The following is a 25,895-nucleotide window of genomic DNA, read 5'->3' as shown; positions in this document are numbered from 1 at the left end:
ACTTCAGCCGCCGATGCGCAGCATGAAGCCGGCGCCCCGGATGCTGTGGATCAGCGGCGTCTCCCCCGGTGCGTCCACCTTGCGGCGCAGCTTGCCGATATGGACGTCCACCAGGTTGGTCTGCGGAATGAAGCGGTAGCGCCAGACATCCTCCAGCAGCATGTCGCGGGTCAGCACACGATCCGGACGGCGCAGCAGGTATTCCAGCAGCCGGAACTCGCGCGGCAGCAGCTCGACTGGCCGGCCGTCGCGCAGCACGGTGCGCTCGATCAGATCCATCACCAGGGGGCCGACATGCAGCACGCTCTCGCGCGTCTCGATCGGCCGCCGCAGCAGGGCCTCCAGCCGGGCCGCCAGCTCCGCCATCGCGAACGGCTTGGTGAGGTAGTCGTCGCCGCCGGCCTTCAGGCCGCTCACCCGGTCGTCCACCGCGGAGAGCGCACTGAGCACCAGGACCGGCGTGCGGTTGCCCTGCCGCCGCAACTGCTCGATCAGCGCCAGCCCGTCGAGCCCGGGCAGCAGCCGATCCACCACCAGCACGTCGAAGCCGCCGCCGCCGGCGCGATCCAGGCCGTCCGGGCCGGTCTCGGCCATGCTGACCGCGAACCCGCGCGCCGCCAGTTCCTCGGCGATATCCTGCGCCAGCTTGCCGTCATCCTCGATCAGCAGGAGGCGCGGGCTCGAGGCCGGAAGCATGTCGGGCACGATCACGATGGCCACGGCTGTCATGCTCAAGCATTGCCCGTGCAGACACGCCGCCGGCCAGTAAAAAGCGGTTTAAGCGGAAGCCGCCGCGTCCGGCATCCAGGGCTGCACTAGGTCATGTGGACGGAATCGGCCAGGGATTCACAAGACGGTCGATCAGTGATTCATAGCGGGTCGGCAGAAGTGGACCTGTTTGATGCTGACGCGGATGAGCGAGGAGGATTGGGAGATCGTTCTGGAGGTCTTCCGGGGCTGTCTTCCGAGGCGGGGCGACAAGGCTCGTGATGACAGACGCTTTCTCGAGGCGCTGCATTTCTTCACGCTGCAGAACGTCTCGTGGCGGGCGCTGCCAGCCGAATACGGGCTCTGGAACACGGTCTGGAAGCGGTTCTCGCGGCTGAGCAACAGCGGTATCTTCGAGGCATTCTTTCAGTCGCTGGCCGAACTCAGCCCCAGAGCGCACCTCGTGCAGATGTTCGACAGCACTACGGTTCGCGCTCATGTCTCGGCCGCAGGTGCAAAAGGGGGCAGCAAAATCAGGCGCTTGGCCGGTCGCGCGGCGGCTTCTCGACCAAAATCCACCTCAAGACCGACTTCGATGGGCAGCCACTCGCCTTCCATCTGACCGGCGGCGAGGCCAACGACAGCCCGCAGTTCCCCCTGTTGCTCGGCATCGGTCCCGACATCAAGCCGCGTGCCGTGCTGACTGACAAAGGCTACGACGCCAAGAGCAACCGAAGCGCAGCACGAGAGCTTGGCATCGTCCCACTGATTCCGGTCCGCAAGATCACCGTCCACAGCCCCAGGCACTTCCCGAGGCTGCTCTACAAAACTCGCGCCCGTATCGAGCAGGCAGTCGGCAAGCTCAAGCGCTTCAAGCGAGTAACATTGCGATGCGAGAAAACCCGGCAGAACTACGAGTCAATCGTGGCCTTCGCCTGCGGCCTCATCTTGTCCAAATCCGTCCACATGACCTAGTCGCGCCGCATGCCCGCGCCGCGCCGCGCTGGCGTTGCCCGCACCGGAGCCAGGACAGGACGCATGTCAAGGTTGCGCCGCAGCATGACCCAGTACGAGAGCACCAGGAGCGGCAGCAGGGACATCTCTATCAGCGGGACGATCATGGCGCGTGACACCTCTTGCTTCATAGAGAGGGGCGCGGCGGACCCGCATTACAAGGCCCGCTGCCGGCGCCGGTTCGGTAACAGCCGGTCACATTGGTAAAACCGGCGGCGTGTGGCAGCCTGCTCGTGGCGTCTTAAATCCGAGACGGCCGTGACCGGGGAGAGTGCGGGGTGCCGATCGACGAAATCGTCGACATCAGCCAGACCCGGCTGAAGCGCCGTCGCCAGTTGCGGGCGTCCGTCGGCGTGCCTCTGCTTGGCGTGGTGCTGGTCATCCTCTCCATCCTCGGCGTGACGCTCTACACCTACGAGGCCAGCCGGCAGTCGGCGCTCGACCTGACCCACGATGTGCTGAACACGTTGCAGGCGCGCATCGCGCACGAGGTCGACAACTATCTCGCGCCCGCCACCCGGGCGGCGCTGATCGCCCGCGACATGGTCGCCCGCAACGCGATTCCGGACGGGCGCGCCGCGATGGAGGCGTACGCGTCGAGCATGCTGCGGCAGGTGCCCAACCTCGCCGGCTTCTTCATCGGCACTTCGGACGGCGACTTCATGATGGTGCGCCGCGATCCGCAGCGCGGCACCGACACCAAGCTGATCTGGCACGATACTGGCGGCCGGCACGTGGCCTCGGTGCATCTCGACGAGGCCGGCAACCCGATCGACCACACCCTGGTGCCCGGCGACGATTTCGACCCGCGCACGCGCGACTGGTACACGGGCGCGCTGCGCACCCGCGGCGTGTACTGGTCGCAGCCTTACGTCTTCTTCACGACGCAGACGCCGGGCATCACCGCGTCCATCCATTATGGCGAACCCGGCGCCGCCGCCCCCGGATCCGGGCCGGAGCAGCGCGTGTTCGGGGTCGACATCACCCTCGAGGAGCTGTCGAAGTTCCTGACGTCGCTGCATATCGGCCAGACCGGCCGGGCGGCGATCGTCGGGCGCGACGGGCAGGTGATCGCGGCGCCGGAGATGGCAAGGCCGGCGCGCGCCAAGGCAAGGAGCGCGAACAAGGCCACCCAGGGCGCGCTCGCGGATCCGGCCCTGCAGGCTGCCTACGACCGGTTCCGCGTCCAGGGCTACGGCAACCGCACGCTCACCATCCACGGCAAGCGCTACGTCACCATCGCCTCCCGCCTGCCCGCGGCGGGCGAGGACTGGGTGCTGCTGATCGCAGCCCCCGAGCGTGACTTCACCCGCTTCGCCGGGACCAACGGGCGCCGCCACCTGCTGCTGTCGCTGATCACGATCGCGCTCGCCAGCCTGCTCGGCGTCATGCTGATCCGGCAGAACCGCCGCGCCGACCGGATGGCGCGACGCCTCCGGCGCCAGCAGGAGATCGGCGTCAACGAAGGCCGCGCGCTGTCGGCGCTGGCGGTGCAGCCGGGCCTGTTCGACCCGGGACGGCCGCTGCCGGCCCTGAGCGAGACGCTCGCCGAAATGAACGGCGCGCAGCGGGTCAGCGTCTGGCGGCTGGCCGGCGACGGGCTGATCCTGCATTGCGAGGACCTGTTCGACCGCCGGCAGGGGTCGCATACCGGCGGCCTCGAGCTGGCGCGGTCGGAAGCGCCGGGCTTCTTCGACAGCCTCGGCGCGGGCAAGCCGATCACGGTCGCGGATGCCGGCCGCGACGCGCGCACCGCCGACGTGCACCGGCTGCTGATGCGCAGCTTCGGCAGCCGCTCGCTGTCGGTGTTGCCTGTGCGCGGACAGGAGGGCGTCAACGGAGCCTTGCTGCTGGAGGACGCGGATGTCGGCGAGCCGGCGCGCAACTTCAACGCCGCGGTGACCGGGATCGCGGCGATCCGGATGCGCGACCCGGAGGAGGTCGAGGAGCGGCATGTCGGTCGCCGGGCCCGGACGCAGGCCGGGGATCCGGATGCCGAGGACCCGGAGGCACCGGGCCCCGCCGCCGGGGCGAGGCACGCGCCCGAGGATGCGCCGGGCCGGTTCAGTCCGGTGCTGGCGCACGGCGACGGCGAGCGCCGCGACCTTGCCGCCAGCGTCTATCCGCGCGTGGCCGCGATGGTGCTCCGCTTCGACGATGCGGTCGTGCTCAACACCCGCGATGCCGATGCCATGGGCGGCGTCGCCGACGAGATCGCGCGCGCCATGCAGGAGCTCGCGACGCGGTTCGAGCTGCCCTACATGAAGCTGACCGGCCACCACCTGGTCGCTGCCGCCGGCTGCACCGAGAGCCCGGACCCGACCGCAGCACTGCGTCTCGCCGATGCGGCGCTGGCGGCGCGCGAGGCGTGCCTGGCGCTGCTGTCGCGCAGCGACCTCGACCCGGTCTTCAGGATCGGCATGGATTTCGGTGCGGCCCTCGGCAGCGCGCTCGGCCAGCAGCCGCGCCTGTTCAACCTGTGGGGCGACGTGATCCATACCGCCGAGCTCATGGCGCAGAGTGCCACCGAACCCGGCAGCATCCAGGTCAGCGAAGGCGCCTACGAGGCGTTGAACCGGCAGTTCCTGTTCCGGCCGCGCGGCATGTTCTACGTGCCGCGCATCGGCACCGCGCGGACCTTCATCCTGGCCGGCCGACGGTGAGCGGCGGCCTCTTCCCGGTAGCGGGCCGCCGATGAGCGGCGGCCTCTTCCCGGTAGCGGGCCGCCGATGAGCGGCGGCCTGGCCCAGGGCGCCCAGCCGCGCGAGGCGCCTGCGGTCGCACCGCCGCCGGCGGCCCCCGGACGCCGCGACGACGCACCACCCCCGTGGCGGCGGGGGCTGGCCGCCACCGGCCGCTTCGCCAAGCGCCGGATCAGCTTCCTGTGCGTGCTCGCGGCGGCATCCTGGGGGGTGCTGCGCGAGGCGGTGCGGCCGCTCTCATGGCGCCGCACGGTGCGCCACGAGTTCCGCATCACGATGCGGCAGGCCACCATCGGCGGCCTCGCCACCACCTTCGTCACCGCCTCGCTGACCGGCTTCGCGATGGTGAGCCAGGCGCTGTACTGGCTCGGCGTCGCCGGCCAGGCGGGGCTGGCGGGCTCGCTGCTGGTCACCGTGCTGGTGCGCGAACTGACCCCGCTGCTGGTCGGGCTCATCCTGCTCGGGCGCAGCGGCATGCTGACATTGACCGAGTTCGGCATGCTGAAGGTCGGCGGCCAGGTGCGCACCATGATCTCGCAGGGCATCGACCCGTTCCTGCTGCTGGTGCTGCCGCGCACGCTGGCGATGTCGCTCAGCGGCTTCACGCTCGGCATCCTGTTCGCGACCGTGGCGCTGGTGATGGGCTTCATCGTCAGCGCCGCCCTCGGCACCACCCAGGACAGCCTGTGGACCTTCCTCGACAAGGTGGTCTCGGCGATGACGGTGCAGGACTACATGGTGATCCCGGCCAAGCTGTTCGCCATCGGCTACCTGGTCGGGCTCAGCTCCTGCCTGACCGGCCTCACCGCAAAGCCGGAGGACGACCTCGCGAGCCTGATGCCACGCGGCTTCGTGCGCGGCATCCTCGTCATCATGGTCACCAGCATCCTGCTGACCCTGGCCGTGTGAGCGCAACGATGAAGGCAACCGACCCGGTCCTGGAGCTCGACGCGGCGCGGCCGTATTTCGACCAGAGCGCGCTGCCGAACACCAGCTTCGACCTGCGGCTGATGGCGGGCGAATGCGCGCTGGTGGTAACGCACGATGCCGACCGCGCCACGGCGCTTTCGGACCTGTGCAGCGGCATGCTCGACCTCCGCCGCGGCAGCGCGCGCTTCATGGGCTTCGACTGGAGCACGCTCGGCCATGAGCGCGTGTTCGCCCTGCGCGGCCGGATCGGCCGCCTGCCGCAGCGCGGCGCCTGGATCGGCATGCTGCGCACGCACGTCAACATCATGCTGCCGCAACTGCACCACACGCGCGAGCCGCTGGGTGCTCTCGTCGGCCAGGCGGTCGAGCTGGCGCGCCAGGTCGGGCTGCCGGGGCTGCCGGTCAGCCGGCCTGAGACGATGCCGGACGCCGACCTGATGCGGGCGGCCTGCGTGCGCGCCTTCATGGGCGAGCCGCGCCTGCTGCTGCTCGAGCACAGCATCAGCAGCGACAGCGACGAGCTCATCACGCCGCTGCTCAACCTGCTGGCCCGAGCGCTCGATCGCGGCGCGGCGGCGATCTGCTTCACCCGCGACAGCAGGCTGTGGCGGACACAGGCGTTTCCGGTCGCGCACCGCCTGCACCTGCTCGAGGACGGCCTCAGGTCCGTGCGGAGCCCCTGAATGCCCCCGATGCGGAGCAGCAACGTGCAAACCATGCGGAGCCTCTAGATGTTGCAGACACGCCGCCCGGACAATCGCAGCCGCCTGCTCGACCTGCGCCACACCGACGAATGGGTCGGCGCGCTGGTGCTGCTGGCCGCCGCCTTGTTCTTCGGCGCGGTCTTCGAGGCCGGCATTCTCAAGAAGTGGCTGCGGCCGGACTCCACGCTGCGCATCGTGCTGCCGCAGGGCGGCGTCGCCGGGCTGGTGGTGGGCGACGATGTCGACGTGCTCGGCACCCATGCCGGCACCGTCCGCCGGCTGGTGCTGAACCCGAGCGGCCAGGGCGAGATGTATGCGGTGGCCAGCATCGAGCACGATGCCGACCCATACATCCGGCGCGACAGCAAGGCGGTGATCAAGCGCCAGTACGGCGTCGCCGGCGCCTCGTTCGTGGACATCTCGCGCGGCACCGGAACCAAGATGGACTGGGATTTCGCGGTGATCGACGCCACCGCGGAGCCGAACCCGGTCGACACGCTGATCGCCACCCTTGCCCAGGTGCGCGCCCTGCTGCTGCCGACGCTGGCGAACGCCAATGCCGCCATGGCGACCATGAATGCGATCGTCGCCGGCATCCACCAGGGCAAGGGCAGCGCCGGGCGCCTGCTCAGCGACGACACGCTGATCCGGCAGGCCGAGGCGACGGTCACCACGCTGAAGGGTGTCGTGGCGCAGCTCGATCCGATCGTCGGCCGGGTGCCGGGGCTGGAGCAGCGCACCGGACAGATCCTCGCCAACGTGCAGTCGGCGACCGGCGACCTGAAGCAGGCGACGCCGCAACTGCCGGCGATCACGCACAACCTGGCCGACACCACCGCCAACCTGCCGGCGCTGCTGACCCAGGCACAGGCCTCGACCGAACAGCTTGAGAAGCTGCTGGTGCAGTTGCGCGGCAACTGGCTGCTCGGCGGCAGCGGCACCCCACCCCCCGATCCCTTGCGGCTGCCGCCGCGCGAGGTGCACCCGTGAGAGACTGTGTGCAAACGCCTGCTGCTGGCGATCCGACGCGCCTTTTCTCCGCTCCGGTGCTCACAGCCAAGGAGGCTGCTCCGCTCCGGTGCTCGAAAATTCACGCCGGGCGCGACCCTTCGGGTCGCTCTCATCCAGCATCAGGCGTTTTCACACAGTCTCTTGGACTGGGGATCGTCCTGATGACGTTCTGTTTGACGAGTTGCGGTGGCCATCCGCCAGCCTTGCCGCCTGAGGATACCGCTTTGCAGCAGGCCGCACACTCGGGTCAGCAGTCACTCGCGTTCGGCAGGCCGCAGCAGGCAGTGCAGCAGTATCGGCGCGCCTTCGACCTCGCCTTGGCGCGCAGTGATGCCGACGCGGTCGGCGACATCGGCTATGATCTCGCGACCGCGCAACTGGCGGCCGGCGATCCGGCGGCAGCGCTCGCGACCATCCAGCGCACCCGGGTCGAGCTTGCAGCCCGCAGCGCGCCCGACTTCGCCGAGCTCGACCTGGCGCAGGCGGCGTCGCTGCACCGGCTGGGCGACGAGGTGCTGGCGGACGGCTGGGCCGCGCGCGCGCAGGCCACCGCGCCGGATCAGGCGACGATTGCACGCGCCAGCTACGTACGCGGCGTGATCGCGGATGCCCGTGGCGACACGGCGGCCCTCGCGGCCGCCCTCTCCATGTTCCGGCAACCCGCGGCAGGCAAGGCCCTGCCATCGGCGGACTGGCGGGCGGATCGCGACGAACTCGCGGCGCGGCTCGCGCTTCGCCAGGACAGGGCCGCCGATGCCGGGTCGAGCGCGCTCGCCGCCGCCGCCCTGCGGCGCCAGACGCTGGACTATGCCGATATGGAACAGGCCCTAGAGCTTACCGCCCGCGCTCGTCTGCAGCAGGGCGACGCGCGGCAAGCGGCCGACCTTTCCCTGCAGGCGGGCGAGAGTGCGGCCGCCCGCGCCGACACGGCCGATGCGCGCGCGTGGCTGGCGCAGGCGATGATGCCGGGTGCCGACATGTCCACCGTGCAGGCGGCCCGGCAGGCGCTGGATCGGCTGCGGCCGGCCAACAACGTGCACCGCAGACGGTGATTTCTCAGCTGCCGAAGCCCTTGAACACCTGTCGGTCGCGGTTGTCGCGCATCAGCATCGAGAAGCTCGGGATGCGGTCGAAGCCGAGCCCCTGCGGTTGTCCGTCCTCGTCGGGCAGCACCTTCGCATAGGCCTCGCCCGCGATCTTCTCCCACTTGCCGGCCGGCTTCTTGACCTCGAGATTGACCACCGTCGCCTTGAACACCATACGCACGATCGCCTCCTTTGGCGATGACGGCTTGGTCAGGCTCGGGCATCCGCCGAGGATCTGCCAGCCATTCGACAACGCCCAGGCAGTCAGTTCCTCGCGGCCCATGCCGGCGCTCCCGTCAGAAGAGTTCGATGTGGCTCTTGAAGCCTAGCAATGCCGCGTCGTGCAGGTTGGTCTGCGCGTTCGGGCGGATGAAGTACTGAAAATCCGGCGCGAAGGTGACGCCGCGGAACACGTGGATCTGGTAGTTGGCCTCGATGTTCATCGTGTGGCTCTGGATGCCCGGTGTGCTGGAATCATAGAATGTCGTCCCGGTGCCGGTGATCGGCAGCCCGAGCTCCTGCTGCAATTCCTCGGCACGGGTCAGCGAGCCGGCCACCTGGATATAGCTGAAGGCGACGCCGATGGTGTCGAACGGCCGCGCATGCCAGAAATCGCGGTCCAGCGCCGCGATCTCGTACTGGTCGGCGCGCGTCGCGGATGCCGGGTCGTTATGGTAGTAGCCGCCGAACGCGATGATGCCATCGGTGGCGCCGGCGCCGTTGCGGACCAGCATCTGGTCGAACTCGGCCCACTCGGCGGTGGTTCCGTGCAGCTGTCGCGCCGCCAGCCCCGACTGCGCAATCGCGCTGCCATCGACCGCCACATAGTTGTCGGCGTGGTTGATGTTGTCGTAGGCGAAGCCGAGCTTGTAGTGCCCCGGCAGCTTGCGAGCCCCGAAGCTCGGCTCCCAGCCCAGCTCGACCGGGAAGGTCTCGCCCTCGATCTGCGCGCCGTCGAAGCGCAAGCCTGTGCGCTGGAAGGTGTTGGTGTAGATCCCGCTCTCGTCGAAATAGATGCCGCTCTCGATATAGGTCGCAGCCGTCGGGCGACCACGCACGCGGATCGCCCAGCCGGCATCCGGATAGGACGAATGCGCGATGTTGTCCGACGAGGATTTCGGGTTTCCGCAGAAGGCGTTGTTCTGGAAGTTGCAATAGAGCGGCGAGGACGAGAAGTCGTTGAGGAACGGGATGCGACCGGCGGCCACGTCGAAGCGTCCGTGCGCCACCGTCTCCTCGGCGTAGGCATACACCAGATGCACCACCACGTTGCCGCCGGCGCCGTAGATCTCCTGGCTGGGATCGATGTTGTCGCCGAAGATGCGGCTGGCCGGAATGCCGTAGCGGCCGACGACGACGCTGTGCGTCGAGAAGCCGCGCAGGCCGGCCAGGCGCTCCCAGTCGATGTCGGTCTCGAGGGCATACTGGCCGGAATTGGTGGTGCCCTTCTGCGGCCCCGAGATGATGCCGTCGAACTCATTGGTGTTGTCGAGCAGGATCGCGATGCCATTGTCGCGCAGCGTCGGCCCCAGGCCGAACAGGTCGGGAAACAACGCCTCCGGCTGCGGCAGCGCCGGCACCGAGCTGGCGCCGTTCAATTGACCCAGCGGCGTGGCAACACGCGTGCTCGGGTTGAGCGAGGTCTGCGCCAGAGCGGGCACAGCAAGACAACCCAGCGACAGCGTGGCTGCCGCGAGGCGAAGCGATCGGATGCGAGTAATCATGGTCCGGTCTTCCAGCTTCCTGCGGCCGCCGGAACTCTTTTGTCGGAAGAGCGGCGCACAGCCAACCAGACAAGTGTGGCAGGTCGGAACACAGGCGTCAGCACCGCGCGGTTCCGCCAGCCGGTTACAGTCCTGACCTGTTGCCGGAATGCCGCAAGGGAAAGACGGGCTTAAATTGCATCGCACCCTAAGCGACATTGTCCTCCACCAGATCACGCGCGCGCAGCAGCGCCGCGGTGCTGGGCGCGCGGCCACGGAAGCCGACATACAGCGCCATCGGATCCTCGGTGTCGCCGGCACTCAGCACGGCGTGCAGCCGGGCGGCAATCGCCGGATCGAACGGATCGCCCGCTTCCGTGAAGGCCTCGAACCCGTCCGCATCGAGCACCTCCGACCACATGTAGGAGTAGTAGCCCGCGGCATAGCCGCCGCCCGCGAACAGATGCTGGAAATGCGCCGGCCGGTGCCGGATGCCGATCTCCTCCGGCATGCCGATCCGGGCGCAGAACTGGCGCTCGAACGCCTCGATGTCGATCGTCTCCGGCGCCGGGTGGCTGTGCAGCTCCATGTCGATCAGGGCCGCTGCGGTGTACTCGATGGTGCCGAAGCCCTGGTTGAAGCCGCGCGCCGCCAGTAGCCGGGCCACCAGCGCCTCGGAGATCGGCTCGCCGGTGGCATGGTGGCGCGCATAGGTCTGCAGCGTCTCGGGCAGCGAGAACCAGTGCTCATAGACCTGCGAGGGGAACTCCACGAAGTCGCGCCGGACCGAGGTGCCGGACTGGCCGGGATAGCGCACCTGGCTCAACAGCCCGTGCAGCGCATGGCCGAACTCGTGGAACAACGTGCGCGCATCGTCGAAGCTGAGCAGGGTCGGATCGGATTTGGCAAAGTTGTTGTTGTTGACGATGATCGGCGATACCGGTGCATCGAGGCGTTCCTGGTCACGGTAGCTGCTCATCCAGGCGCCGGAGCGCTTGTCCGGACGCGCGAAATGGTCGACCAGGAACAGGCCGACATGCTCGCCGCCGCCATGCTCCGTGCTCCGGGTCACCTCGTAGGCACGCACGTCCGGATGATAGACCGGCACCTCGGGACGCGGCGTGAAGGCGATCCCGAACAGCTTCGTCGCGGTATCGAAGGCCGCCCGCTGCATGTTTTCCAGCAGGAAGTATGGCTTCATCTCGGTCTCGTCGAGCGCATAGTCGGCGCGGCGCACGCGCTCGGCATAGTAGCGCCAGTCCCACGCGGCGAGCGCGTCGTTGAAGCCTTCCGCGCGCGCCGCCGTCAGCAACCGGTCGCGTTCGGCCGCGGCCTTTGCCCGCGCCGGCTCCCAAACCTTCCCCAGCAGCCCGGCCACCGCATCCGGCGTGCCGGCCATGGTGTCGGCGAGGCCATAATCCGCGTAGGTCGCGTAGCCGAGCAGCCGGGCGCGCTCGGCCCGCAGGCCCAGGATCTCCGGGATCAAGGGCCGGTTGTCGTGCGGCCCGGCATGCATGCCGCGCGCGATCCAGGCCTGGTGGGCCACCTGGCGCAGGTCGCGCCGGGCGGAGAAGCTGAGGAACGGCTCGATCAGCGAGCGCGACAGGGTGACCACATGGCCACGGGCGCCGCGCTCGGCTGCGGTCTGTGCGGCACTCTGCACCAGGAAATCGGGCAGGCCGTCGAGGTCGTCGGGTCCGAGTTCGAGTTGCCAGGCCTTCTCGTCATGCAGCACGTTCTGGCCGAACTGCGTATGCAGCACGGCAAGACGCTCGGAGATCGCGGTCATGCGGGCGCGCCCCGCGGCGTCCAGCGCCGCGCCGCTGCGCACGAACCCCAGATGCACGCGATCGAGCAGCCGCCTCTGGTCGGTGGCGAGCGCCAGCGCGTCGCGCGCCGCATGCAGGGCCGCGACACGCGCGAACAGCGCCGGGTCGAGCGAGACCCGCATGCCATGCTGGGCGAGCCGGGGCGACATCGTCACCTCCACCGCCTCCAGCGCCGCGCCGCCCAGGCTCGCGACCAGGTTGGAGAACACCATGCCGATGCGCTCGAGGTCGCGGCCGCTGCGCTGCATCGCCTCGATGGTGTTGGCGAAGCTGGGCGGACGGGGATCGGCGCCGATGGCGGCGATCTCGGCCAGATGCGTCCGCATGGCCTGCGCGAAGGCCGGCTCGAAATGCTCCGGGCGGATGCGGTCGAACGGAGGGGCGCCGAACGGCGTGGTCCCAGCTTCGAGGAGAGCGGCGGCGAGGAGCGGATTGCTGTCGGTCATGACGGAAATCGGCGCAGAACGGGTGCTGCCGGTCAAGACCGTGCGCCCGGACGACGCGTACGTATGCCCCGAGGCAGGCCAGTTCCGGAGGCAGGCCACCGATCCCGGGATTTTGGCATAGCCCTGCGAATTTGATTTGTCGCACAAATCCGATTGGACGTATATCGGCGCCACGACTAGTGTTTGTCGCGTTCATTCTGGCACCAGACTAGAGCCCAGGCCCAAAGCGGGCACAGGAGGAAACCTCATGCAGATCACCAAGCGCCAGCTCGCCAAGCTGGGCATTGCCGGCGCCGCGGCGTCGCTCGTCGGCGCGCCGGGGGCTTTCGGCCGCGCCTTTGCCGCCGATGCACCGCTCAAGATCGGCTTCATCGTCAAGATGCCGGAGCAGGCCTGGTTCATCAACGAGCAGACCGCGTCGGCCGCCTGGGGTGCCGCGCATGGCGTGACCGTGGTCAAGCTGGCCGGCTCGGACGGCGAGATGGTGATGACCGCCATCGACAACCTCTCGGCGCAGGGCGCCAAGGGCTTCGTGATCTGCCCGCCCGACGTCAAGCTCGGTCCGGCGATCCTGGCCCGCGCCACCGCGCAGAACATGAAGGTGGTCAGCGTCGATGACCGCTTCCTCGGCCCGGACGGCCAGCCGATGGCCGAGGTGCCGCATCTGGGCATGTCGGGCTACAAGATCGGCCAGCAGGTCGGCGAGGCGCTTGCCGCCGAGATGCAGCATCGCGGCTGGAGCCCGGCCGATGTCGCCGCCTGCCGGATCACCGACGCCGAGCTGCCGACCGCGCGCGAGCGCGTGCAGGGCGCCACCGACGCGCTGCTCAAGCATGGCTTCCTCGCCGCCAACATCTTCGACGCGCCGCAGCGCACCACCGACACCGAGGGCGGCTCGAACGCTGCCTCGCCGGTGTTCGCGCGGCACGGCAACTTCAAGAAGTGGCTGATCTACGCTCTGAACGAGGAGACCGTGCTCGGCGGCGTGCGCGCCAGCGAGGCGTTCCACCTGCCGGCCGAGAGCGTCATCGGCATCGGCATCAACGGCACCGGCGCCGCCTTCGCGGAGTTCTCCAAGCCGCAGCAGACCGGCTTCTTCGGCACGGTTGGCGTGTCGAGCTTCCTCCATGGACGGCAGAGCACCATCAACCTGGTGAACTGGATCCGCACCGGCACCAGGCCGCCGGCCAACACCGAGACCACCGGCGTTCTGATGACGCACGACAACTGGCAGGCGGTGAAGGCCAAGCTGGAGGCATGAGCGCCGCGCTGGCGACGAGTTCGGGCGCCGCGCATCAAGGCGAGCACGCGGCGCGGCCCCAGGAGGGACTGCCGCAGGAGGGTGAGGCCTTCCTGCGGTTGCGCGGCATCACGGTCGAGTTCCCGGGCGTCAAGGCGCTCAAGGGGGTCGACCTGTCGGTGCATCGCGGCTCCGTGCATGCGCTGATGGGCGAGAACGGTGCCGGCAAGTCCACCCTGCTCAAGGTGCTGAGCGGGGTGAACACGCCGTCGTCCGGCAGCATCGCGGTCGGCGGCGAGCAGCTGCAGTTCCGCAACGCCGCCGCGGCACTCGATGCCGGGATCGCGGTGATCTACCAGGAACTCAACCTGGTGCCGGAGTTGTCGGTCGCCGAGAACCTGATGCTGGGGCAGCTGCCGCGCCGCGCCGGCTTCGTCGACCGCGCCCGGCTGCTTGAGCGCGCGTGGGGCGTGCTGCGCGACCTTGGCGAGGACATCCGGCCCGACACGCTGGTCGCGCGGCTGTCGATCGGCCAGCGGCAGATGGTCGAGATCGGCAAGGCGCTGCTGCGCGACGCCCGGGTGATCGCCTTCGACGAGCCGACCAGCAGCCTGTCGGTGCGCGAGACTGCCAACCTCAAGCGCATCGTGCACCGGCTGCGCGACGACGGCCGCGCCATCATCTACGTGACCCACCGCATGGCCGAGGTGTTCGAGCTGTGCGACGCGGTCACGGTGTTTCGCGACGGCGCCTGCATTGCGCAGCACGCCGACATGGCCGGCGTCACCAACGACCGCATCGTCTCCGAGATGGTCGGGCGCTCGATCGAGGATATCTACGGCTACCGGACGCGCGAGCCCGGCGCGGTGCTGATGCAGGCGCAGGCGCTGGTCGGGCCCGGCGTGGTGGAGCCGGTCAGCTTCGAAGTGCGTCGCGGCGAGATCCTGGGCTTCTTCGGCCTGGTCGGCGCCGGGCGCACCGAGCTGATGCGCCTGGTCTGCGGCAGCGTGATGCCGACCGCGGGCGAGGTGATGCTGGAAGGCAAGCGGCTGCGGCCGGGCTCGACCCGCGAGGCGATACGCCAGGGCGTGGCCCTCTGCCCGGAGGACCGCAAGGCGGAGGGCATCTTCCCGATCGCGGGTGTCGGCGAGAACATCAATGTCAGCCTGCGCCGCCGGATCGCGCGCGGCGGCGTGTTCGTGAACCGCGCCATCGAGGCCTCGAACACCGCCGACATCATCAAGCGTCTGCGCGTGCGCACGCGCGACGGCAACACGCCGATCGCGACCTTGTCGGGCGGCAACCAGCAGAAGGTGATCCTGGGCCGCTGGCTGTCGGAGAATATCGAGCTGCTGGTGCTGGACGAGCCGACACGCGGCATCGATGTGGGAGCGCGCGCGCAGATCTACGGGATACTCTACGACCTCGCCGATGCCGGCAAGGGCGTGATCGTGGTGTCGTCCGATCTCGCCGAGGTGATGTCGGTCTGCGACCGGGTCATCGTCATGCGCGAGGGTCGAATGGTGGGCTCGGTGGCGCGACGCGACATCACCGCCGAGCTGCTGCTGCAGATGGCGCTCCCGCAATGATCCTGGCCGCGCGCGTGGCCGCTTCTGCACCAGACGCCCCTTACGAGAGAAGACTTCCATGTCGCAGGCGACCTTGAACGCCAACCCGCCCCCGGCGGGCACCACGGCACAGCCGAACCGGGGGGTCACGATGATCCGCCGCGCGATGAGCCAGTCGGGCATCGTGCTGGTGTTCCTGATCCTGTTCGCGGCGCTGGCGGCCTCGGTGCCGGACTTCCTGACCCCTGGCAACATCACCGGCCTGCTGCTGTCGGTGACGCTGACCGGCACGCTGGCTTCCACTATGATGATGGTGCTGGCACTCGGCGAGGTGGATCTGTCGATCGCCTCCATCGTCGCCTTCGCCGGCGTGGTCGCGTCGGTCGCGACCGACGCGCTGGGACTGCCGCTCGGCATCCTGGCGGGCGTGCTGGCTGGTGGCGCGGTGGGCGTCTGCAACGGCATCGTGGTCGCCAAGGCCGGCGTCAATTCACTGATCGCGACGCTGGCCGCGATGGAGATCGTGCGCGGCCTCGCCTACATCACGGCACATGGCGATGCGGTGATGATCTCCTCGCCCGGCTTCTTCCGGCTGGCCAGCGCCGCCTTGTTCGGCCTGACCGCGCCGATCTGGATCATGGCGGCGATGTTCGTGGTCTTCGGGGTGATCCTCAACCGCACCGTGTTCGGACGCGACGTGCTCGCCACCGGCGGCAACACCGAGGCGGCCCGTCTTGCCGGCCTGAACGTGGACCGCATCAAGATCACCGTGTTTACCCTGCAGGGGCTGGTTGCCGGCTTCTGCGGCGTGCTGCTGTCGTCACGCATGGGGCTGGGCGATCCGAAGACGTCGATCGGGCTGGAGCTTGCGGTGATCTCGGCCTGCGTGTTGGGCGGCGTGTCGCTCACCGGCGGCATCGCCAGCATCTCCGGGGTGATCGTCGGCGTGCTGATCCTGGGTTGCGTGCAGGATGCCATGGGCCTGCTCAACGTGCCGACCTTCTACCAGTATCTGGTCCGCGGCGGCATCCTGCTGCTGGCGGTGCTGTTCGACCGCTGGAAGAATGGCCGCCGTCCGGGCGTCAAACACTAAACTCCGGCGGCTCGCACGGTCAGGACTGTGACCGATTCGTTACTCTAGTCGAACTTTTGACGTTGATTTCACAGGGGCTTGCTTGCAACCACTCCTGCCGCTGGTCAGTAGTAACACTCAATGACAAGCGACGTGCAAGAGCGCGGAGGGCCCTCCGGGGCCGCCCGCGACGGTTGGCTGGCCGGTACCGGAACCCGCGTGGACGTCCCCGGACGCGCGCTCGGGTCGATCCAGGCCGGCCACGCCTTCACGGTCGTCACCGGGGCGCAGGGCATCGCCGGCGACCTGGTGATGGCGACCGTGGATCGCCTGCATGCGGCGCAGATCGAGACCACCACCATTGAGGCGCCGCTCCCCAGCCTGGCGGCCCTGACCCGCGCGATCAGCACAGCGCTGTCGGTGGTGGTCGATACCGAGCGCCCGCTGGTGGTGATCGTCCGGCAGGCGGACGCTCTCAAGCCGGACGCGATGCTGCGCCTGCCGGCCCTGGCCGGGCTGCAGCGCGGCGGCCGGCCGGTGCTGTGCTTCCTGTTGCTCGGCAAGCCGGCGCTGTGGTCAGGCCTCGCCACGATCGGCCTCGGCGCGCTGGAGCAGGACGACGCGGCGCATATCCGGCTGGCGCCGTCCGCGATGTTCCAGCCGGACGTGCTGCACCCCGAGCCGCCGCCGCCGCGCAGGCCATTTCCCCAGGCACCCTCGCCCCAGGCGCCCTCGCCCGAAGCACCCGCTCCGCGGGCGGCCTTCCCTCACGCGCCCGCTTCCCAGCCGACGGCCCCCGCGGTGCGGCCGCGCCGGCCGCGCCGGGCACGGGTGGTCATCCCTGCGGGGATCGCCATCGGCGGCGCGGCGGTGCTGGCCGCGCTCTTCGCCACCCACCGGGCGCCTCCCGCCGTGCCGATGTCCGCGCGCCTCACCCCGCCGGTCGCCGCCCCGATCCCGTCGCTGCCGGCAGCCCCCGCCGCACCCTTGCGGCCGCTGCCGGATCTGTCCGCCGCCACCCCGCCGCCCCCGGTCGCGGTGGCGCCCATGCCGCTCCCGCTGCCGGACCTGCCGCAACCGGCACCGGAGCCGCCCGCCCTGGTGCCGCCGGCCCCCGCCCTGGCGCCGCCGGCCCCCGCCCTGACGCCGCCCGCCACGAGCGTGCCGGCCGCCGTGAGCGTGCCGCCACCGGTGACGGCGCTCCCGGCTCCGGCACCAGGCGCCCCCGAGGCGGCTTTCGTCCTGCCGGAAGCCGGCATGCTGCACATCATCCTGCGCTACAGCCAGGGCAGCGATGCGGCGCAGGCCCATGCGCAGCGGGTGGCGGTGATGCTGCGAGCCGCAGGAGCGACCGTCGATGGCCCGGCGGCTGCCGCCGATGCCAGCGGGCCATCGAACATCGGCTACTTCTTCAATGCCGATCGCGGCGCCGCCGACCGGCTGGCACACCGACTTCCGGCGCATTTCGTGCATATCCGCTCGCCATTCGGCGCTGAAGCGGGTCCGATGATGCGGCCGGGCGAGCTGATCGTGACGATCGGGTCGGACAGTGCCGCCGCCCACTAACCGTCGTCCGGACGATCCGGCGTCGGGGACTAGAGCAGCATCCGATCAATTGGAATCGCTTCGCGATGCCAAGTGTCGGATAAAGCTGCTCTCTCTCAAACGACAAGCTGAGCCTGATCGATCGGATCAGGCTCTAGCACGACCACCAGGAGAACCTCGATGAGCCGACGGATGCCCCGACCCGCACTGCTGCGACCCGCGCTGCTGCGAACAATGCCCGCCTTCATGATGCTCTCGGCGCTGGCCGCCTGCGCCCAGAGCCAGGCGCCGGCCACGCCGGTGGCGACCAGCGCGCCCCCGGCCCCGGTGGTGGCGCAGGCCTCCGAGCCCGCCAAGCCGAAGGCGCCCGACTCGCTCGACTTCTATTTCGCGCCCGGCAGCAGCACGATACGCGGCGAGGATGTCGCCCTGCTCGACAAGGCGTCCCGGCTCTATCGTGACGGCAAGCCGATCGTCATGATCGTGGCCGGTTCCAGCGATACGGTCGGCTCGCCCGATAGCAACCTGAAGCTGTCGCAGGCGCGCGCGAACAGCGTGCTGCAGGGACTGGTCGCACGCGGCATCCCGCCGGAGCGGTTCCAGGTGCTGGCCAAGGGCGTCTCCGACCTCCCGGTGCAGACCGACAGCGGCGTCGCCAATCCCGACAACCGGCGCGTCGATCTCACCTGGCGCTGACCGCCCGGCCTTGGGACTTGCGCGTGCCGGTGCCTGGACGGACACGGGTCGGACGCACCGCGGTTGCGGTGCTCGGCCTGCTGGCCGTCCAGGCCGGAGCCGGCCGTGCGGCCCTTGCGAGCCCGCGTGCCGATGCCGCCCATGCCTACGCGAACGGCGACTATGCGCAGGCCCGGGGCGTCTGGTCGTCACTCGCCGCCGCCGGCGACGCCGACGCTGCCTACCGGCTCGGGTTGATGTCGGATCTGGGCCAGGGCACCCGGGAGAACGCCGCCGACGCCTTCCGCTGGTACCGCCGGGCCGCCGAGGCGGGCTATGCACCGGCAGAATTCAATGTCGCCGTGATGTCCGACAGCGCCCGTGGCGTGCCGCACAACACGGCGCTCGCTGCCGAGTGGTACGCCCGCGCCGCGACACACGGCAACCATCGCGCGCAGTACAATCTCGGCCTGCTGTACAGCACCGGCGATGGCGTGCCCCGGAACAAGCCGGTCGCGCGGGCCTGGTTCCACCTGGCGGCGATCGGCGGCCTGCCCGCGGCCGCAGACCATGTCGAGGCGCTGTCCTCGCATCCCGGCACCAGCGGCGCGCCGAGCGCCAGCCTGCGCCCGGTGCATCCGGTGGCGCCGAGGCCGGGTGCGACGCTGGCGCCGAACGCGGTCGAGATCGTCTGGACCGCGCCGTCCCAGGCGGTGCCGGTCCGCTTCTTCCTGCAGGTGGTGGCGCGCGACGGCAGCAAGAGCCGCGAGATCTACGCCGCCTATACCGACGCGACGGCGGCCCTGGTGCATGTCGCGCCGGGGCATCGAAGCTACGCCTGGCGCGTCTATACCGTCTCGCCGACCACCGCCGACTACAGTATCGGGGCCTGGACCGCCTTCACGCTGCGCAGGGCAGGCTGAGCTGCACCGGCGTGCCGGCTGCTTGGATGGCAAATCAGTCCTCGCCCCGGGGTGCCGGCTGCCGCTAGGCTAACGCCCCCGTTTCAAGCGGCAGCCGGCAGCAACGGATCGTCCTCCATGAGCTACGCCGACCTCGTGCCTGATCTCGTTCCTGGCAGCGCGGGTCTCGCAACCTCCCTGCTCGCGACCGAGGCTCGCCTCGGTGCGCACAACTACAAGCCGCTCGACGTCGTGCTGACACGCGGCCTCGGGGTGTGGGTGTGGGATGTCGACGCCAACCGCTACCTCGACTGCCTGTCGGCCTATTCCGCGGTCAACCAGGGCCACTGCCACCCGCGCATCCTGGCCGCGCTGACCGCGCAGGCTGGTCGCCTGACACTGACCTCGCGCGCCTTCCACAACGACCAGCTCGCACCCTTCTACGAAGAGCTCTGCAAGCTGACCGGCTCGCACAAGGTTCTGCCGATGAACTCCGGCGCCGAGGCGGTGGAGAGCGCGCTGAAGGTGGCGCGCAAATGGGCCTACCAGGTGAAGGGCGTCGCCGCCGACGAGGCCGAGATCATCGTCTGCGACGGCAATTTCCACGGCCGCACCCTCTCGGTGATCTCGTTCAGCACCGATGATGCGTCCCGACACGGCTTCGGACCCTTCACGCCGGGCTTCAAGGTGATCCCGTACGGCGACGCCGATGCGCTCGAGCGTGCCATCACCCCGCGCACCGCCGCCTTCCTCGTCGAGCCGATCCAGGGCGAGGCCGGCGTGGTGATCCCGCCGGCCGGCTTCCTGAAGCGCGCCCGTGATCTGTGCACCGGGCATGACGTGCTGCTGATCCTCGACGAGATCCAGACCGGGCTCGGACGCACCGGGACGCTGCTGGCCGAGGAGCATGACGGCATCGAGGCCGACCTGACGCTGATCGGCAAGGCGCTCTCGGGGGGCTTTTATCCGGTATCGGCGGTGCTGTCGCACGAGGCGGCGCTGGGCGTGCTGAAGCCGGGCGAACACGGCTCGACCTTCGGGGGCAACCCGCTCGCCTGCGCAGTGGCGCGAATGGCGCTCAGGGTGCTGGTCGAGGAAGACATGATCGGCAATTCCGCCCGCATGGGCGAGCGGCTGCTGCGCGGCCTGCGCGAGACCAGTGCGGACCGCGCGCGCGCGATACGCGGCCGCGGCCTGATGATCGCCCTCGAACTCGACCCCGATCGCGGCGGCGCGCGCCGGTTCTGCGAAGCGCTGCGCCGTAGAGGCGTGCTGTGCAAGGAGACGCACACCGACACCATCCGGATCGCGCCGCCGCTGGTGATCAAGGAGGCGGAGGTCGACTGGCTGGTCGAGCAGTTCGCCGCGGTGCTGCGGTAGCAGGCTGGACGGTTCAGGATTATCACGCCTGCAAACAACCGTCGGGGCCGCTGATTCGGGGCTCCGCCTCGATGTCGGAACCCCGCGAACGATTATGCGACGCCCCGCAGAAATGCTGTTGCCGTCCCCATACTCTCGCGATAGTCGAAACGGATTGGCTGCGGCTGCCTGGCCTGTGGTCGTCCGGCTTTACCCACATCCGGCGTGTTCCCGCGTCTGTCTTGATCGTTCGAAAGCGAGAAGGTCATGGACGGAACGAAGCCAGGTGATCCGACCGGCCTGCCGAATGATCCCGCAGGAAACCCGCCCGAGCCAGTTTTCGCCCAGCTGGCCTGGGAAGACGTTCTTAAGGAGGAACGCAAGGCGATAGGCCTGGAAGACCCTGAACAGGCAAATGCGTTGTGCCTGTCCGGAGGGGGCATTCGCAGCGCGGCGTTCTGCCTAGGGGTCCTGCAGTCGCTTGAAGCTCAGGGCCTGCTGGACAAATTCCACTACCTGTCCACCGTCTCCGGCGGCGGCTTCATTGGCAGCTGGCTTACGCGCAGCCGCGCGTATCGGCGCTGGGCCGGAAAGACCCCTCCACCCGAGCCGCTGCTCATCGGGCCGTCGTCGATACGCCCCCTCCGGCGCTACACGAACTTCCTGACCCCCACTCCCGGACTGTTCAGCCTCGACACGTGGGAGAGCGCTCTGATCTGGTGCCGGAACACTCTGATCAACCTGTCGGCGATCGCGCCGCTCATGCTCCTGCTCGTCTGCTTTCCGATTTTCTACGCCTGGACGATCGGCATGCTTGCCTTGCAGCCAGGTTCCGGAATCCTGCAGATCGTGCTGCTGATCGCGGCCTTCGCCAGCCTGACCTGCGCGATCGATGCCGGTGCCTGCCACCTGCCGAGCCACCGGCATCCGGACGAGGGGGCGCAACCCGCTAGCGCACCGTCATCCGGCACCAAAGGATATGGGCCGACGGAAGCGGAGGTCACCGAGCGCGTCGTGCTCCCTGCCCTTGCATGGGTGCTGCTCGCACCGCTGGCCGGGGTTCCCGCCATCGCCCACGGGAGTTTCGATGTCCCGTTTCTGCACGGCCGCCCGGGAGTGTCCCTCCTCGTCCTGCCTGGCATTGCGCTGATGGCGAGCGTGTGCGGCTACCTGATCGCATGGCGCAGAGTCTTGAAACGCGAGCGGGGCTTGCCCCTGGCTCGCGAGCACCGCCAGACGTTCTACAGCAACCTGATCGGATGGCCTGTGGCATCGGCCCTGTCTGCAGGCCTGCTGTATGGCAGCCTTTGCCTCGCCAGCATGACCGGAGCCGTTTGGGTTGCGGTCCTTGGTCCGGCCTGTGTCATGATCTCGGATATCCTGCGCACGACGTTCTATGTCGCCATACGCTCTGGTGGCATCCGAGCCGATCTCGATCGGGAATGGCTCGCCAGACTGAACGCGAATAAGCTGCTCTACGTCATGATGTACACGTTCATTGCCGTGTCCAGCCTGAAGTTCTCCGAGTGGGCTTTCCCACGGGATGCGTACACCGCGCTCATCTCGGTGGCCGGGTTTGCCACCGGCCCAGTCGTGGCCTTCGTTGCCAGCAGTGCCAAGCTCCTGCCGGAGGCGACGGCGCGCCGCCCAGGCGGAACAGGCATTGCACGATCGGGCAAGGGCTGGCTCCGGTTGAATGTCTTCATCACGGCGATCGGGTTGATCTTCCTGACGACAACCCTGATGCTGTGCGGTCGGCTCGCGATGGGGATTGCTATGCGCTTGCCGGCACTATTCGGATCACGCTACTGGACGCAGGCATTCTACGGCCCTGCCATCTTAGAGATAGCCATCTTGCTGGGCTTTTGCTTGTTTCTCCTGAACCTGTATCTAAAGGTCAACCGGTTTTCGTTGCATGCCTACTACCGTAACCGCCTGATCCGCGGCTTTCTCGGCACGGCTGTCAAGACCACAGATCGGCGGCCGGACAGCTACACCGGGTTTGATCCGAGTGATAACCTGCGCATGTGGGACTGCATCGACCGCACGGGGGTCGACAGGTTGTTCCCGGTCATCAACGTCACCATGAACCTGACCGCGAGCCCTGATACCGCCCATCTGGATCGCAAGGGGGCGCCGTTCACAATCACGCCGCAGCACTGCGGATCGTACTGGCTTTTAAAGCCCGGCCGCAAGCTGGACCCGGATGGCAAAAGATCAGGGTGCTACGTCCACTCCTGCTACTATGCGGGTGGCACGGAGATGGAGACCGGCCCGGAGGACAAGATGCTGGGCATTTCGCTCGGAACCGCCATGACCATTTCGGGAGCCGCTGTCAGCCCGAACATGGGTTACTACAGCTCGCCGCTCGCTGCCTTTATCATGACCTTGTTCAACCTTCGGCTCGGCGCATGGCTGCCGAACCCCGCCATGGCCGGCGCGGACGAACTCAAAATGAAGAAGACAAACCCGGTCTCGGCTCTGGCCTCGCTTCTCGGAGATCTCACCGGCCGTAGCGATGATTCCGGCAATTCGCTCTATCTGTCGGATGGAGGCCATTTTGATAATCTCGGGCTCTACGAAATGCTGAGGCGCAAATGCAGACGCATCGTGGTCATCGATGCCGGAGCCGATGCCGAGTTCGAGTGTTCGGACCTCTGCCGGACCATCGCATATGCCGAGATCGACGGCGTTGCGACGGTGAAGTTCGACGGTCTGGTTGAAATTCCATCCAGGCGATTCTGGAACAAGGCCAGGCGGGCGGCTATCAAGTATAAAGATGCGCCAGACGGGGAACTCATCTGCATCAAGCCGTGCCTGTCCTATTTCGCCTCCGCGCAGCTACAGGCCTACAAGGCAAGCCATCCGGATTTTCCGCACGTCAGCACGACCGACCAGTTCTTCACCGAGCTCACCTTCGAGAGCTACCGTGAGCTTGGCATGGAGCAGGCAGCGGCGGCATCGGCCGAGTTGGCAGAACTGCTCAATGCGCCCACTATGGCTGCCGCGAACATGAACACGGCGGCTTGAAATGAAGCGGCACCTATCTCACCGCAGACAAGACCTGCGGTTCAGAAGCTTCCACCGACGATGGAGGCGCGACCTCGTCAATCGTCCGATGACGTCCGCTTGGCAATGGCGGCTGGTGAAACGGCTCACGCCGGCGCTGCGGTAGCAGAGCCTTACTTCCTGCCCTGCAATGCCTCGATGTGCAGCGGCAGCTTCTCGCCGAGCCATGCCGCGTGCGTCGTGTGGTCGGCTGGATCGTCGCCGGTTTCCGGGTGCAGCAGGATGTCCAGCCCGTCCCGGTTGAGCAGCAGCCAGGGCACCAGGCTGGCAAACAAGGCAGCGGGAAACGCGATCTGGAACATCGCCCTGGTGTGCGGTCCGACCGGTACCGCGTGCCACCGGCCTAGCAACGCGCCTGGAAACGCCTCGGCGACCCGGTCGCGCAGCCGGGCGGCCGCGTCCTCGGTCACGCCAGGATCGTAATAGATGTGGGCGTGGTAGTTCCTGATCGTGGCGGTCGGGACCGGCGCCGTCATGTCACGTTGTCCACCAGGGCGGAGGCGCGACCGGTATAGTCCGCTGGTGTCACCGCCGACAGGCGCCGCTTCTCGGCCGCGTCCAGATCCGATGCGGCGATGAAGGCAAGGTAGCTCTCGCGTGTCAGGGTGCCCCCGCGGGTGAGCTGCTTCATCTGGTCGTAGGGGTCGTCGCCGCCGGCCTTGCGCATGACGGTCTGCACGCCCTCGCCGAGGATCTCCCAGGCGCCATCGAGAACCCTGGCGATGTGTGTCGCGTCCAGCTCCAGCTTGCCCAGGCCGCGCAACAACGCCGTCAGCGCGACGCAGCCATGGCCGATCGCCGAGCCGATGCTGCGCAGCGTCGCGCTGTCGCTGAGGTCGCGTTGCAGGCGCGAGACCGGTAGCTTCGTCGCAAGATGCTGCAGCGTGGCGTTCGCCAGCCCGAAATTAGCTTCGGCGTTCTCGAAGTCGATCGGGTTCACCTTGTGCGGCATGGTCGAGGAGCCGACCTCGCCGGCCACCAGGCGCTGCCGGAAATAGCCGATGCTGATATAGAGCCAGGCATCGACGCACAGGTCGGTGCAGATGGTGTGCACGCGCTGCATGGCGTGGAACGCCTCGGCCATGAAGTCGTGCGGCTCGATCTGGGTGGTCAGCGGATTATGCACCAGACCGAAGCTCTCGACGAACGCCCGCGAGAGCGTCTCCCAGTCCAGTCCGGGATAGGCCAGCACGTGCGCACTGAAGGTGCCGGTGGCGCCGTTGATCTTGCCCAGGAACTCGAGCTGGTCCACCGCCCGGAGCTGGCGCTGCAGGCGAAAGGCAAACACCGCGATCTCCTTGCCCAGTGTCGAAGGCGTGGCCGGCTGCCCATGCGTCCGGGTCAGGATCGCAACGTCGCGCCACTGCAGCGCCATGCCGGCAAGCCGCTCGCGCACCGCCTGCACCTGCGGCCGCCAGACCTCGCGCACCGCGTCGCGCAGCATGAGCGCGTACGAGATGTTGTTGATGTCTTCGGAAGTACAGGCGAAATGCACGAATTCGCGGTACGGCTGCAAGGGCGTGCCGTCGAGCTGTTCCTTGACGTAGTATTCGACCGCCTTCATGTCGTGGTTGGTGCGTCGCTCGATGGCCTTGATCCGCGCGAATGCGGCATCGTCGAAGCCGACATGCAGAGCCCGCAACCGCGCGGCGGTCGCGGCATCGGTCGGCGGCAGTTCCGCGATGGCCTCGATGCCCGACAGGAACACGAACCATTCGACCTCGACGCGCACACGGTTGCGCATCAGCGCGAATTCTGAGATCCGTTCGGCGAGTGGCCGGGTGGCGGCGCGATAGCGGCCGTCGAGCGAGGTGAGCGCGGTGGCGGCAAAATCGGCCTGCGGGTCGGCGACGCGCCCATCCGGCGACGGCGTTTCAGACACTGCGCAACCCTCCGGATCGTCCGTTCTCAGCCGGGGCAGCAGTAGCGCATCGCCGCCACGCGACCAAGCCGGCGCCAAAGCTCCGAGCGATCTTGCATCCAGAACGAAAAGAGAACATGGTCCTGCTCGTAAGCCGGTGCGGGAGGATCAGGCCGTGGACGACAACGTCATTGCATTCCCGGCGCCGGTGGTGCCGCTGCGGGTCGAGCCGGCCGGGAACACGCGCCGGGCGCAGGCCGGGACCTCGCTGCTCGCCGTCGAGCATGACGGGCGGATCTATTCGCTGGCCACCCTGCTGGCACGTCTGCCCGATGCGCTGCTCGACGAGCTCGACGAGCTGGTGCCGCAGTCGGCGCAGCAGGCCTGGGACCTGGTGGTGCGACGCTGGCCGCGTGTCGCGCGGGCCGCGGTGGATCGGCAATAAGCTCACGGCCGCCGCGGGGACAGCGCA

General features: G+C 68.5%; 23 protein-coding genes and 1 pseudogene. 17 read left to right on the top strand and 7 right to left on the bottom strand.

Going from position 1 to position 25,895, the window contains the following annotated elements; all coding sequences use genetic code 11:
- Positions 1 to 3 precede the first annotated feature (3 nt).
- Positions 4 to 729, bottom strand: coding sequence for a response regulator transcription factor (locus tag ACQY4O_RS01645; RefSeq protein ID WP_428374509.1), 726 nt, complete (start codon positions 727 to 729; stop codon positions 4 to 6).
- A gap of 184 nt (positions 730 to 913) precedes the next feature.
- On the opposite strand from ACQY4O_RS01645, the gene ACQY4O_RS01640 reads away from it, so the two are divergent.
- Positions 914 to 1,330 (top strand): transposase, encoded by a 417-nt coding sequence (locus tag ACQY4O_RS01640; RefSeq protein WP_428374508.1) that lies wholly within the window; start codon positions 914 to 916, stop codon positions 1,328 to 1,330.
- Positions 1,264 to 1,683, top strand: a pseudogene (locus ACQY4O_RS01635) (transposase); the annotation flags it as partial. The gene ACQY4O_RS01640 and the pseudogene ACQY4O_RS01635, both read left to right, overlap by 67 nt.
- Here the strand turns inward: ACQY4O_RS01635 and ACQY4O_RS01630 are convergent.
- Positions 1,680 to 1,841 carry a hypothetical protein gene (locus ACQY4O_RS01630; protein ID WP_428374507.1) on the bottom strand — a complete coding sequence of 54 codons (162 nt, stop codon included), beginning with the start codon at positions 1,839 to 1,841 and terminating at the stop codon, positions 1,680 to 1,682. The pseudogene ACQY4O_RS01635 and the gene ACQY4O_RS01630 sit on opposite strands and share 4 nt — an antisense overlap.
- A 159-nt stretch (positions 1,842 to 2,000) precedes the next feature.
- Between ACQY4O_RS01630 and ACQY4O_RS01625 the strand changes: the two genes are divergently transcribed.
- From ACQY4O_RS01625 to ACQY4O_RS01605, 5 genes are all read left to right on the top strand, one after another.
- Complete coding sequence (locus tag ACQY4O_RS01625; RefSeq protein ID WP_428374506.1) at positions 2,001 to 4,385, top strand: cache domain-containing protein; 2,385 nt, start codon at positions 2,001 to 2,003, stop codon at positions 4,383 to 4,385.
- 66 nt (positions 4,386 to 4,451) lie between these two features.
- Positions 4,452 to 5,333, top strand: a complete 882-nt coding sequence (locus tag ACQY4O_RS01620) for an MlaE family ABC transporter permease (protein WP_428374505.1) — start codon at positions 4,452 to 4,454, stop codon at positions 5,331 to 5,333.
- 8 nt (positions 5,334 to 5,341) lie between these two features.
- On the top strand, positions 5,342 to 6,037 hold the full coding sequence (locus ACQY4O_RS01615) for an ABC transporter ATP-binding protein (protein WP_428374504.1): 696 nt from the start codon (positions 5,342 to 5,344) through the stop codon (positions 6,035 to 6,037).
- A gap of 48 nt (positions 6,038 to 6,085) precedes the next feature.
- The gene (locus tag ACQY4O_RS01610; RefSeq protein ID WP_428374503.1) at positions 6,086 to 7,048 is read left to right on the top strand and encodes an MlaD family protein; all 963 of its coding nucleotides are present in this window, start codon (positions 6,086 to 6,088) and stop codon (positions 7,046 to 7,048) included.
- A 245-nt stretch (positions 7,049 to 7,293) separates the two neighbouring features.
- Positions 7,294 to 8,121 carry a hypothetical protein gene (locus tag ACQY4O_RS01605; RefSeq protein ID WP_428374502.1) on the top strand — a complete coding sequence of 276 codons (828 nt, stop codon included), beginning with the start codon at positions 7,294 to 7,296 and terminating at the stop codon, positions 8,119 to 8,121.
- Between the two features lie 4 nt (positions 8,122 to 8,125).
- Here ACQY4O_RS01605 and ACQY4O_RS01600 read toward each other — a convergent pair whose 3' ends face one another.
- From ACQY4O_RS01600 to ACQY4O_RS01590, 3 genes are all read right to left on the bottom strand, one after another.
- Positions 8,126 to 8,437: a hypothetical protein gene (locus tag ACQY4O_RS01600; protein ID WP_428374501.1), complete on the bottom strand. Its 312-nt coding sequence runs from the start codon at positions 8,435 to 8,437 to the stop codon at positions 8,126 to 8,128.
- A gap of 13 nt (positions 8,438 to 8,450) precedes the next feature.
- Positions 8,451 to 9,878 (bottom strand): carbohydrate porin, encoded by a 1,428-nt coding sequence (locus ACQY4O_RS01595; RefSeq protein ID WP_428374500.1) that lies wholly within the window; start codon positions 9,876 to 9,878, stop codon positions 8,451 to 8,453.
- A gap of 187 nt (positions 9,879 to 10,065) precedes the next feature.
- On the bottom strand, positions 10,066 to 12,132 hold the full coding sequence (locus ACQY4O_RS01590) for a M3 family metallopeptidase (protein ID WP_428374499.1): 2,067 nt from the start codon (positions 12,130 to 12,132) through the stop codon (positions 10,066 to 10,068).
- Between ACQY4O_RS01590 and ACQY4O_RS01585 the strand changes: the two genes are divergently transcribed.
- The 9 genes from ACQY4O_RS01585 to ACQY4O_RS01545 all read left to right on the top strand — a co-directional run bounded on the left by ACQY4O_RS01585 (position 12,131) and on the right by ACQY4O_RS01545 (position 23,523).
- A complete protein-coding gene (locus ACQY4O_RS01585; RefSeq protein ID WP_428374498.1) occupies positions 12,131 to 12,253 on the top strand; it encodes a hypothetical protein in 123 nt (40 codons plus the stop codon). The two genes, ACQY4O_RS01590 and ACQY4O_RS01585, sit on opposite strands and share 2 nt — an antisense overlap.
- Before the next feature lie 126 nt (positions 12,254 to 12,379).
- Positions 12,380 to 13,393 carry a substrate-binding domain-containing protein gene (locus ACQY4O_RS01580; RefSeq protein ID WP_428374497.1) on the top strand — a complete coding sequence of 338 codons (1,014 nt, stop codon included), beginning with the start codon at positions 12,380 to 12,382 and terminating at the stop codon, positions 13,391 to 13,393.
- Complete coding sequence (gene araG, locus ACQY4O_RS01575; RefSeq protein ID WP_428374496.1) at positions 13,390 to 14,961, top strand: L-arabinose ABC transporter ATP-binding protein AraG; 1,572 nt, start codon at positions 13,390 to 13,392, stop codon at positions 14,959 to 14,961. The genes ACQY4O_RS01580 and araG overlap by 4 nt, the downstream gene beginning before the upstream one ends.
- A gap of 58 nt (positions 14,962 to 15,019) precedes the next feature.
- A complete protein-coding gene (araH, locus tag ACQY4O_RS01570) occupies positions 15,020 to 16,033 on the top strand; it encodes an L-arabinose ABC transporter permease AraH (RefSeq protein ID WP_428374495.1) in 1,014 nt (337 codons plus the stop codon).
- Between the two features lie 198 nt (positions 16,034 to 16,231).
- On the top strand, positions 16,232 to 17,578 hold the full coding sequence (locus ACQY4O_RS01565; RefSeq protein WP_428374494.1) for a hypothetical protein: 1,347 nt from the start codon (positions 16,232 to 16,234) through the stop codon (positions 17,576 to 17,578).
- Between the two features lie 159 nt (positions 17,579 to 17,737).
- Positions 17,738 to 18,253 carry an OmpA family protein gene (locus ACQY4O_RS01560; RefSeq protein ID WP_428374493.1) on the top strand — a complete coding sequence of 172 codons (516 nt, stop codon included), beginning with the start codon at positions 17,738 to 17,740 and terminating at the stop codon, positions 18,251 to 18,253.
- Positions 18,254 to 18,276: 23 nt separating this feature from the next.
- Complete coding sequence (locus ACQY4O_RS01555; RefSeq protein WP_428374492.1) at positions 18,277 to 19,155, top strand: tetratricopeptide repeat protein; 879 nt, start codon at positions 18,277 to 18,279, stop codon at positions 19,153 to 19,155.
- A gap of 117 nt (positions 19,156 to 19,272) precedes the next feature.
- Positions 19,273 to 20,514, top strand: coding sequence for an ornithine--oxo-acid transaminase (gene rocD / locus ACQY4O_RS01550; RefSeq protein WP_428374491.1), 1,242 nt, complete (start codon positions 19,273 to 19,275; stop codon positions 20,512 to 20,514).
- 246 nt (positions 20,515 to 20,760) lie between these two features.
- A complete protein-coding gene (locus ACQY4O_RS01545; protein WP_428374490.1) occupies positions 20,761 to 23,523 on the top strand; it encodes a patatin-like phospholipase family protein in 2,763 nt (920 codons plus the stop codon).
- Positions 23,524 to 23,675: 152 nt separating this feature from the next.
- Here ACQY4O_RS01545 and ACQY4O_RS01540 read toward each other — a convergent pair whose 3' ends face one another.
- Positions 23,676 to 24,038: a DOPA 4,5-dioxygenase family protein gene (locus tag ACQY4O_RS01540; RefSeq protein ID WP_428374489.1), complete on the bottom strand. Its 363-nt coding sequence runs from the start codon at positions 24,036 to 24,038 to the stop codon at positions 23,676 to 23,678.
- The gene (purB, locus tag ACQY4O_RS01535) at positions 24,035 to 25,444 is read right to left on the bottom strand and encodes an adenylosuccinate lyase (protein ID WP_428374488.1); all 1,410 of its coding nucleotides are present in this window, start codon (positions 25,442 to 25,444) and stop codon (positions 24,035 to 24,037) included. The genes ACQY4O_RS01540 and purB overlap by 4 nt, the downstream gene beginning before the upstream one ends.
- A 154-nt stretch (positions 25,445 to 25,598) precedes the next feature.
- Here purB and ACQY4O_RS01530 point away from each other — a divergent pair, with 154 nt between their 5' ends.
- Positions 25,599 to 25,868 (top strand): hypothetical protein, encoded by a 270-nt coding sequence (locus tag ACQY4O_RS01530; RefSeq protein WP_428374487.1) that lies wholly within the window; start codon positions 25,599 to 25,601, stop codon positions 25,866 to 25,868.
- The last annotated feature ends 27 nt before the right edge of the window (positions 25,869 to 25,895 follow it).

Source organism: Lichenicoccus sp. (assembly GCF_965277665.1).
Taxonomy (GTDB): domain Bacteria; phylum Pseudomonadota; class Alphaproteobacteria; order Acetobacterales; family Acetobacteraceae; genus Lichenicoccus.
This window is presented reverse-complemented; position numbering and strand designations above follow the sequence as displayed.

What these genes read in the sequence shown, in the direction of transcription:
- ACQY4O_RS01645 (WP_428374509.1), bottom strand. Translation starts at nt 729, where the DNA reads ATGACAGCCGTGGCCATCGTGATCGTGCCCGACATGCTTCCGGCCTCG.
- ACQY4O_RS01640 (WP_428374508.1), top strand. Translation starts at nt 914, where the DNA reads ATGAGCGAGGAGGATTGGGAGATCGTTCTGGAGGTCTTCCGGGGCTGT.
- ACQY4O_RS01620 (WP_428374505.1), top strand. Translation starts at nt 4,452, where the DNA reads ATGAGCGGCGGCCTGGCCCAGGGCGCCCAGCCGCGCGAGGCGCCTGCG.
- ACQY4O_RS01615 (WP_428374504.1), top strand. Translation starts at nt 5,342, where the DNA reads ATGAAGGCAACCGACCCGGTCCTGGAGCTCGACGCGGCGCGGCCGTAT.
- ACQY4O_RS01610 (WP_428374503.1), top strand. Translation starts at nt 6,086, where the DNA reads ATGTTGCAGACACGCCGCCCGGACAATCGCAGCCGCCTGCTCGACCTG.
- ACQY4O_RS01600 (WP_428374501.1), bottom strand. Translation starts at nt 8,437, where the DNA reads ATGGGCCGCGAGGAACTGACTGCCTGGGCGTTGTCGAATGGCTGGCAG.
- ACQY4O_RS01595 (WP_428374500.1), bottom strand. Translation starts at nt 9,878, where the DNA reads ATGATTACTCGCATCCGATCGCTTCGCCTCGCGGCAGCCACGCTGTCG.
- ACQY4O_RS01585 (WP_428374498.1), top strand. Translation starts at nt 12,131, where the DNA reads ATGACGGAAATCGGCGCAGAACGGGTGCTGCCGGTCAAGACCGTGCGC.
- ACQY4O_RS01590 (WP_428374499.1), bottom strand. Translation starts at nt 12,132, where the DNA reads ATGACCGACAGCAATCCGCTCCTCGCCGCCGCTCTCCTCGAAGCTGGG.
- ACQY4O_RS01580 (WP_428374497.1), top strand. Translation starts at nt 12,380, where the DNA reads ATGCAGATCACCAAGCGCCAGCTCGCCAAGCTGGGCATTGCCGGCGCC.
- araG (WP_428374496.1), top strand. Translation starts at nt 13,390, where the DNA reads ATGAGCGCCGCGCTGGCGACGAGTTCGGGCGCCGCGCATCAAGGCGAG.
- araH (WP_428374495.1), top strand. Translation starts at nt 15,020, where the DNA reads ATGTCGCAGGCGACCTTGAACGCCAACCCGCCCCCGGCGGGCACCACG.
- ACQY4O_RS01560 (WP_428374493.1), top strand. Translation starts at nt 17,738, where the DNA reads ATGAGCCGACGGATGCCCCGACCCGCACTGCTGCGACCCGCGCTGCTG.
- rocD (WP_428374491.1), top strand. Translation starts at nt 19,273, where the DNA reads ATGAGCTACGCCGACCTCGTGCCTGATCTCGTTCCTGGCAGCGCGGGT.
- ACQY4O_RS01545 (WP_428374490.1), top strand. Translation starts at nt 20,761, where the DNA reads ATGGACGGAACGAAGCCAGGTGATCCGACCGGCCTGCCGAATGATCCC.
- ACQY4O_RS01540 (WP_428374489.1), bottom strand. Translation starts at nt 24,038, where the DNA reads ATGACGGCGCCGGTCCCGACCGCCACGATCAGGAACTACCACGCCCAC.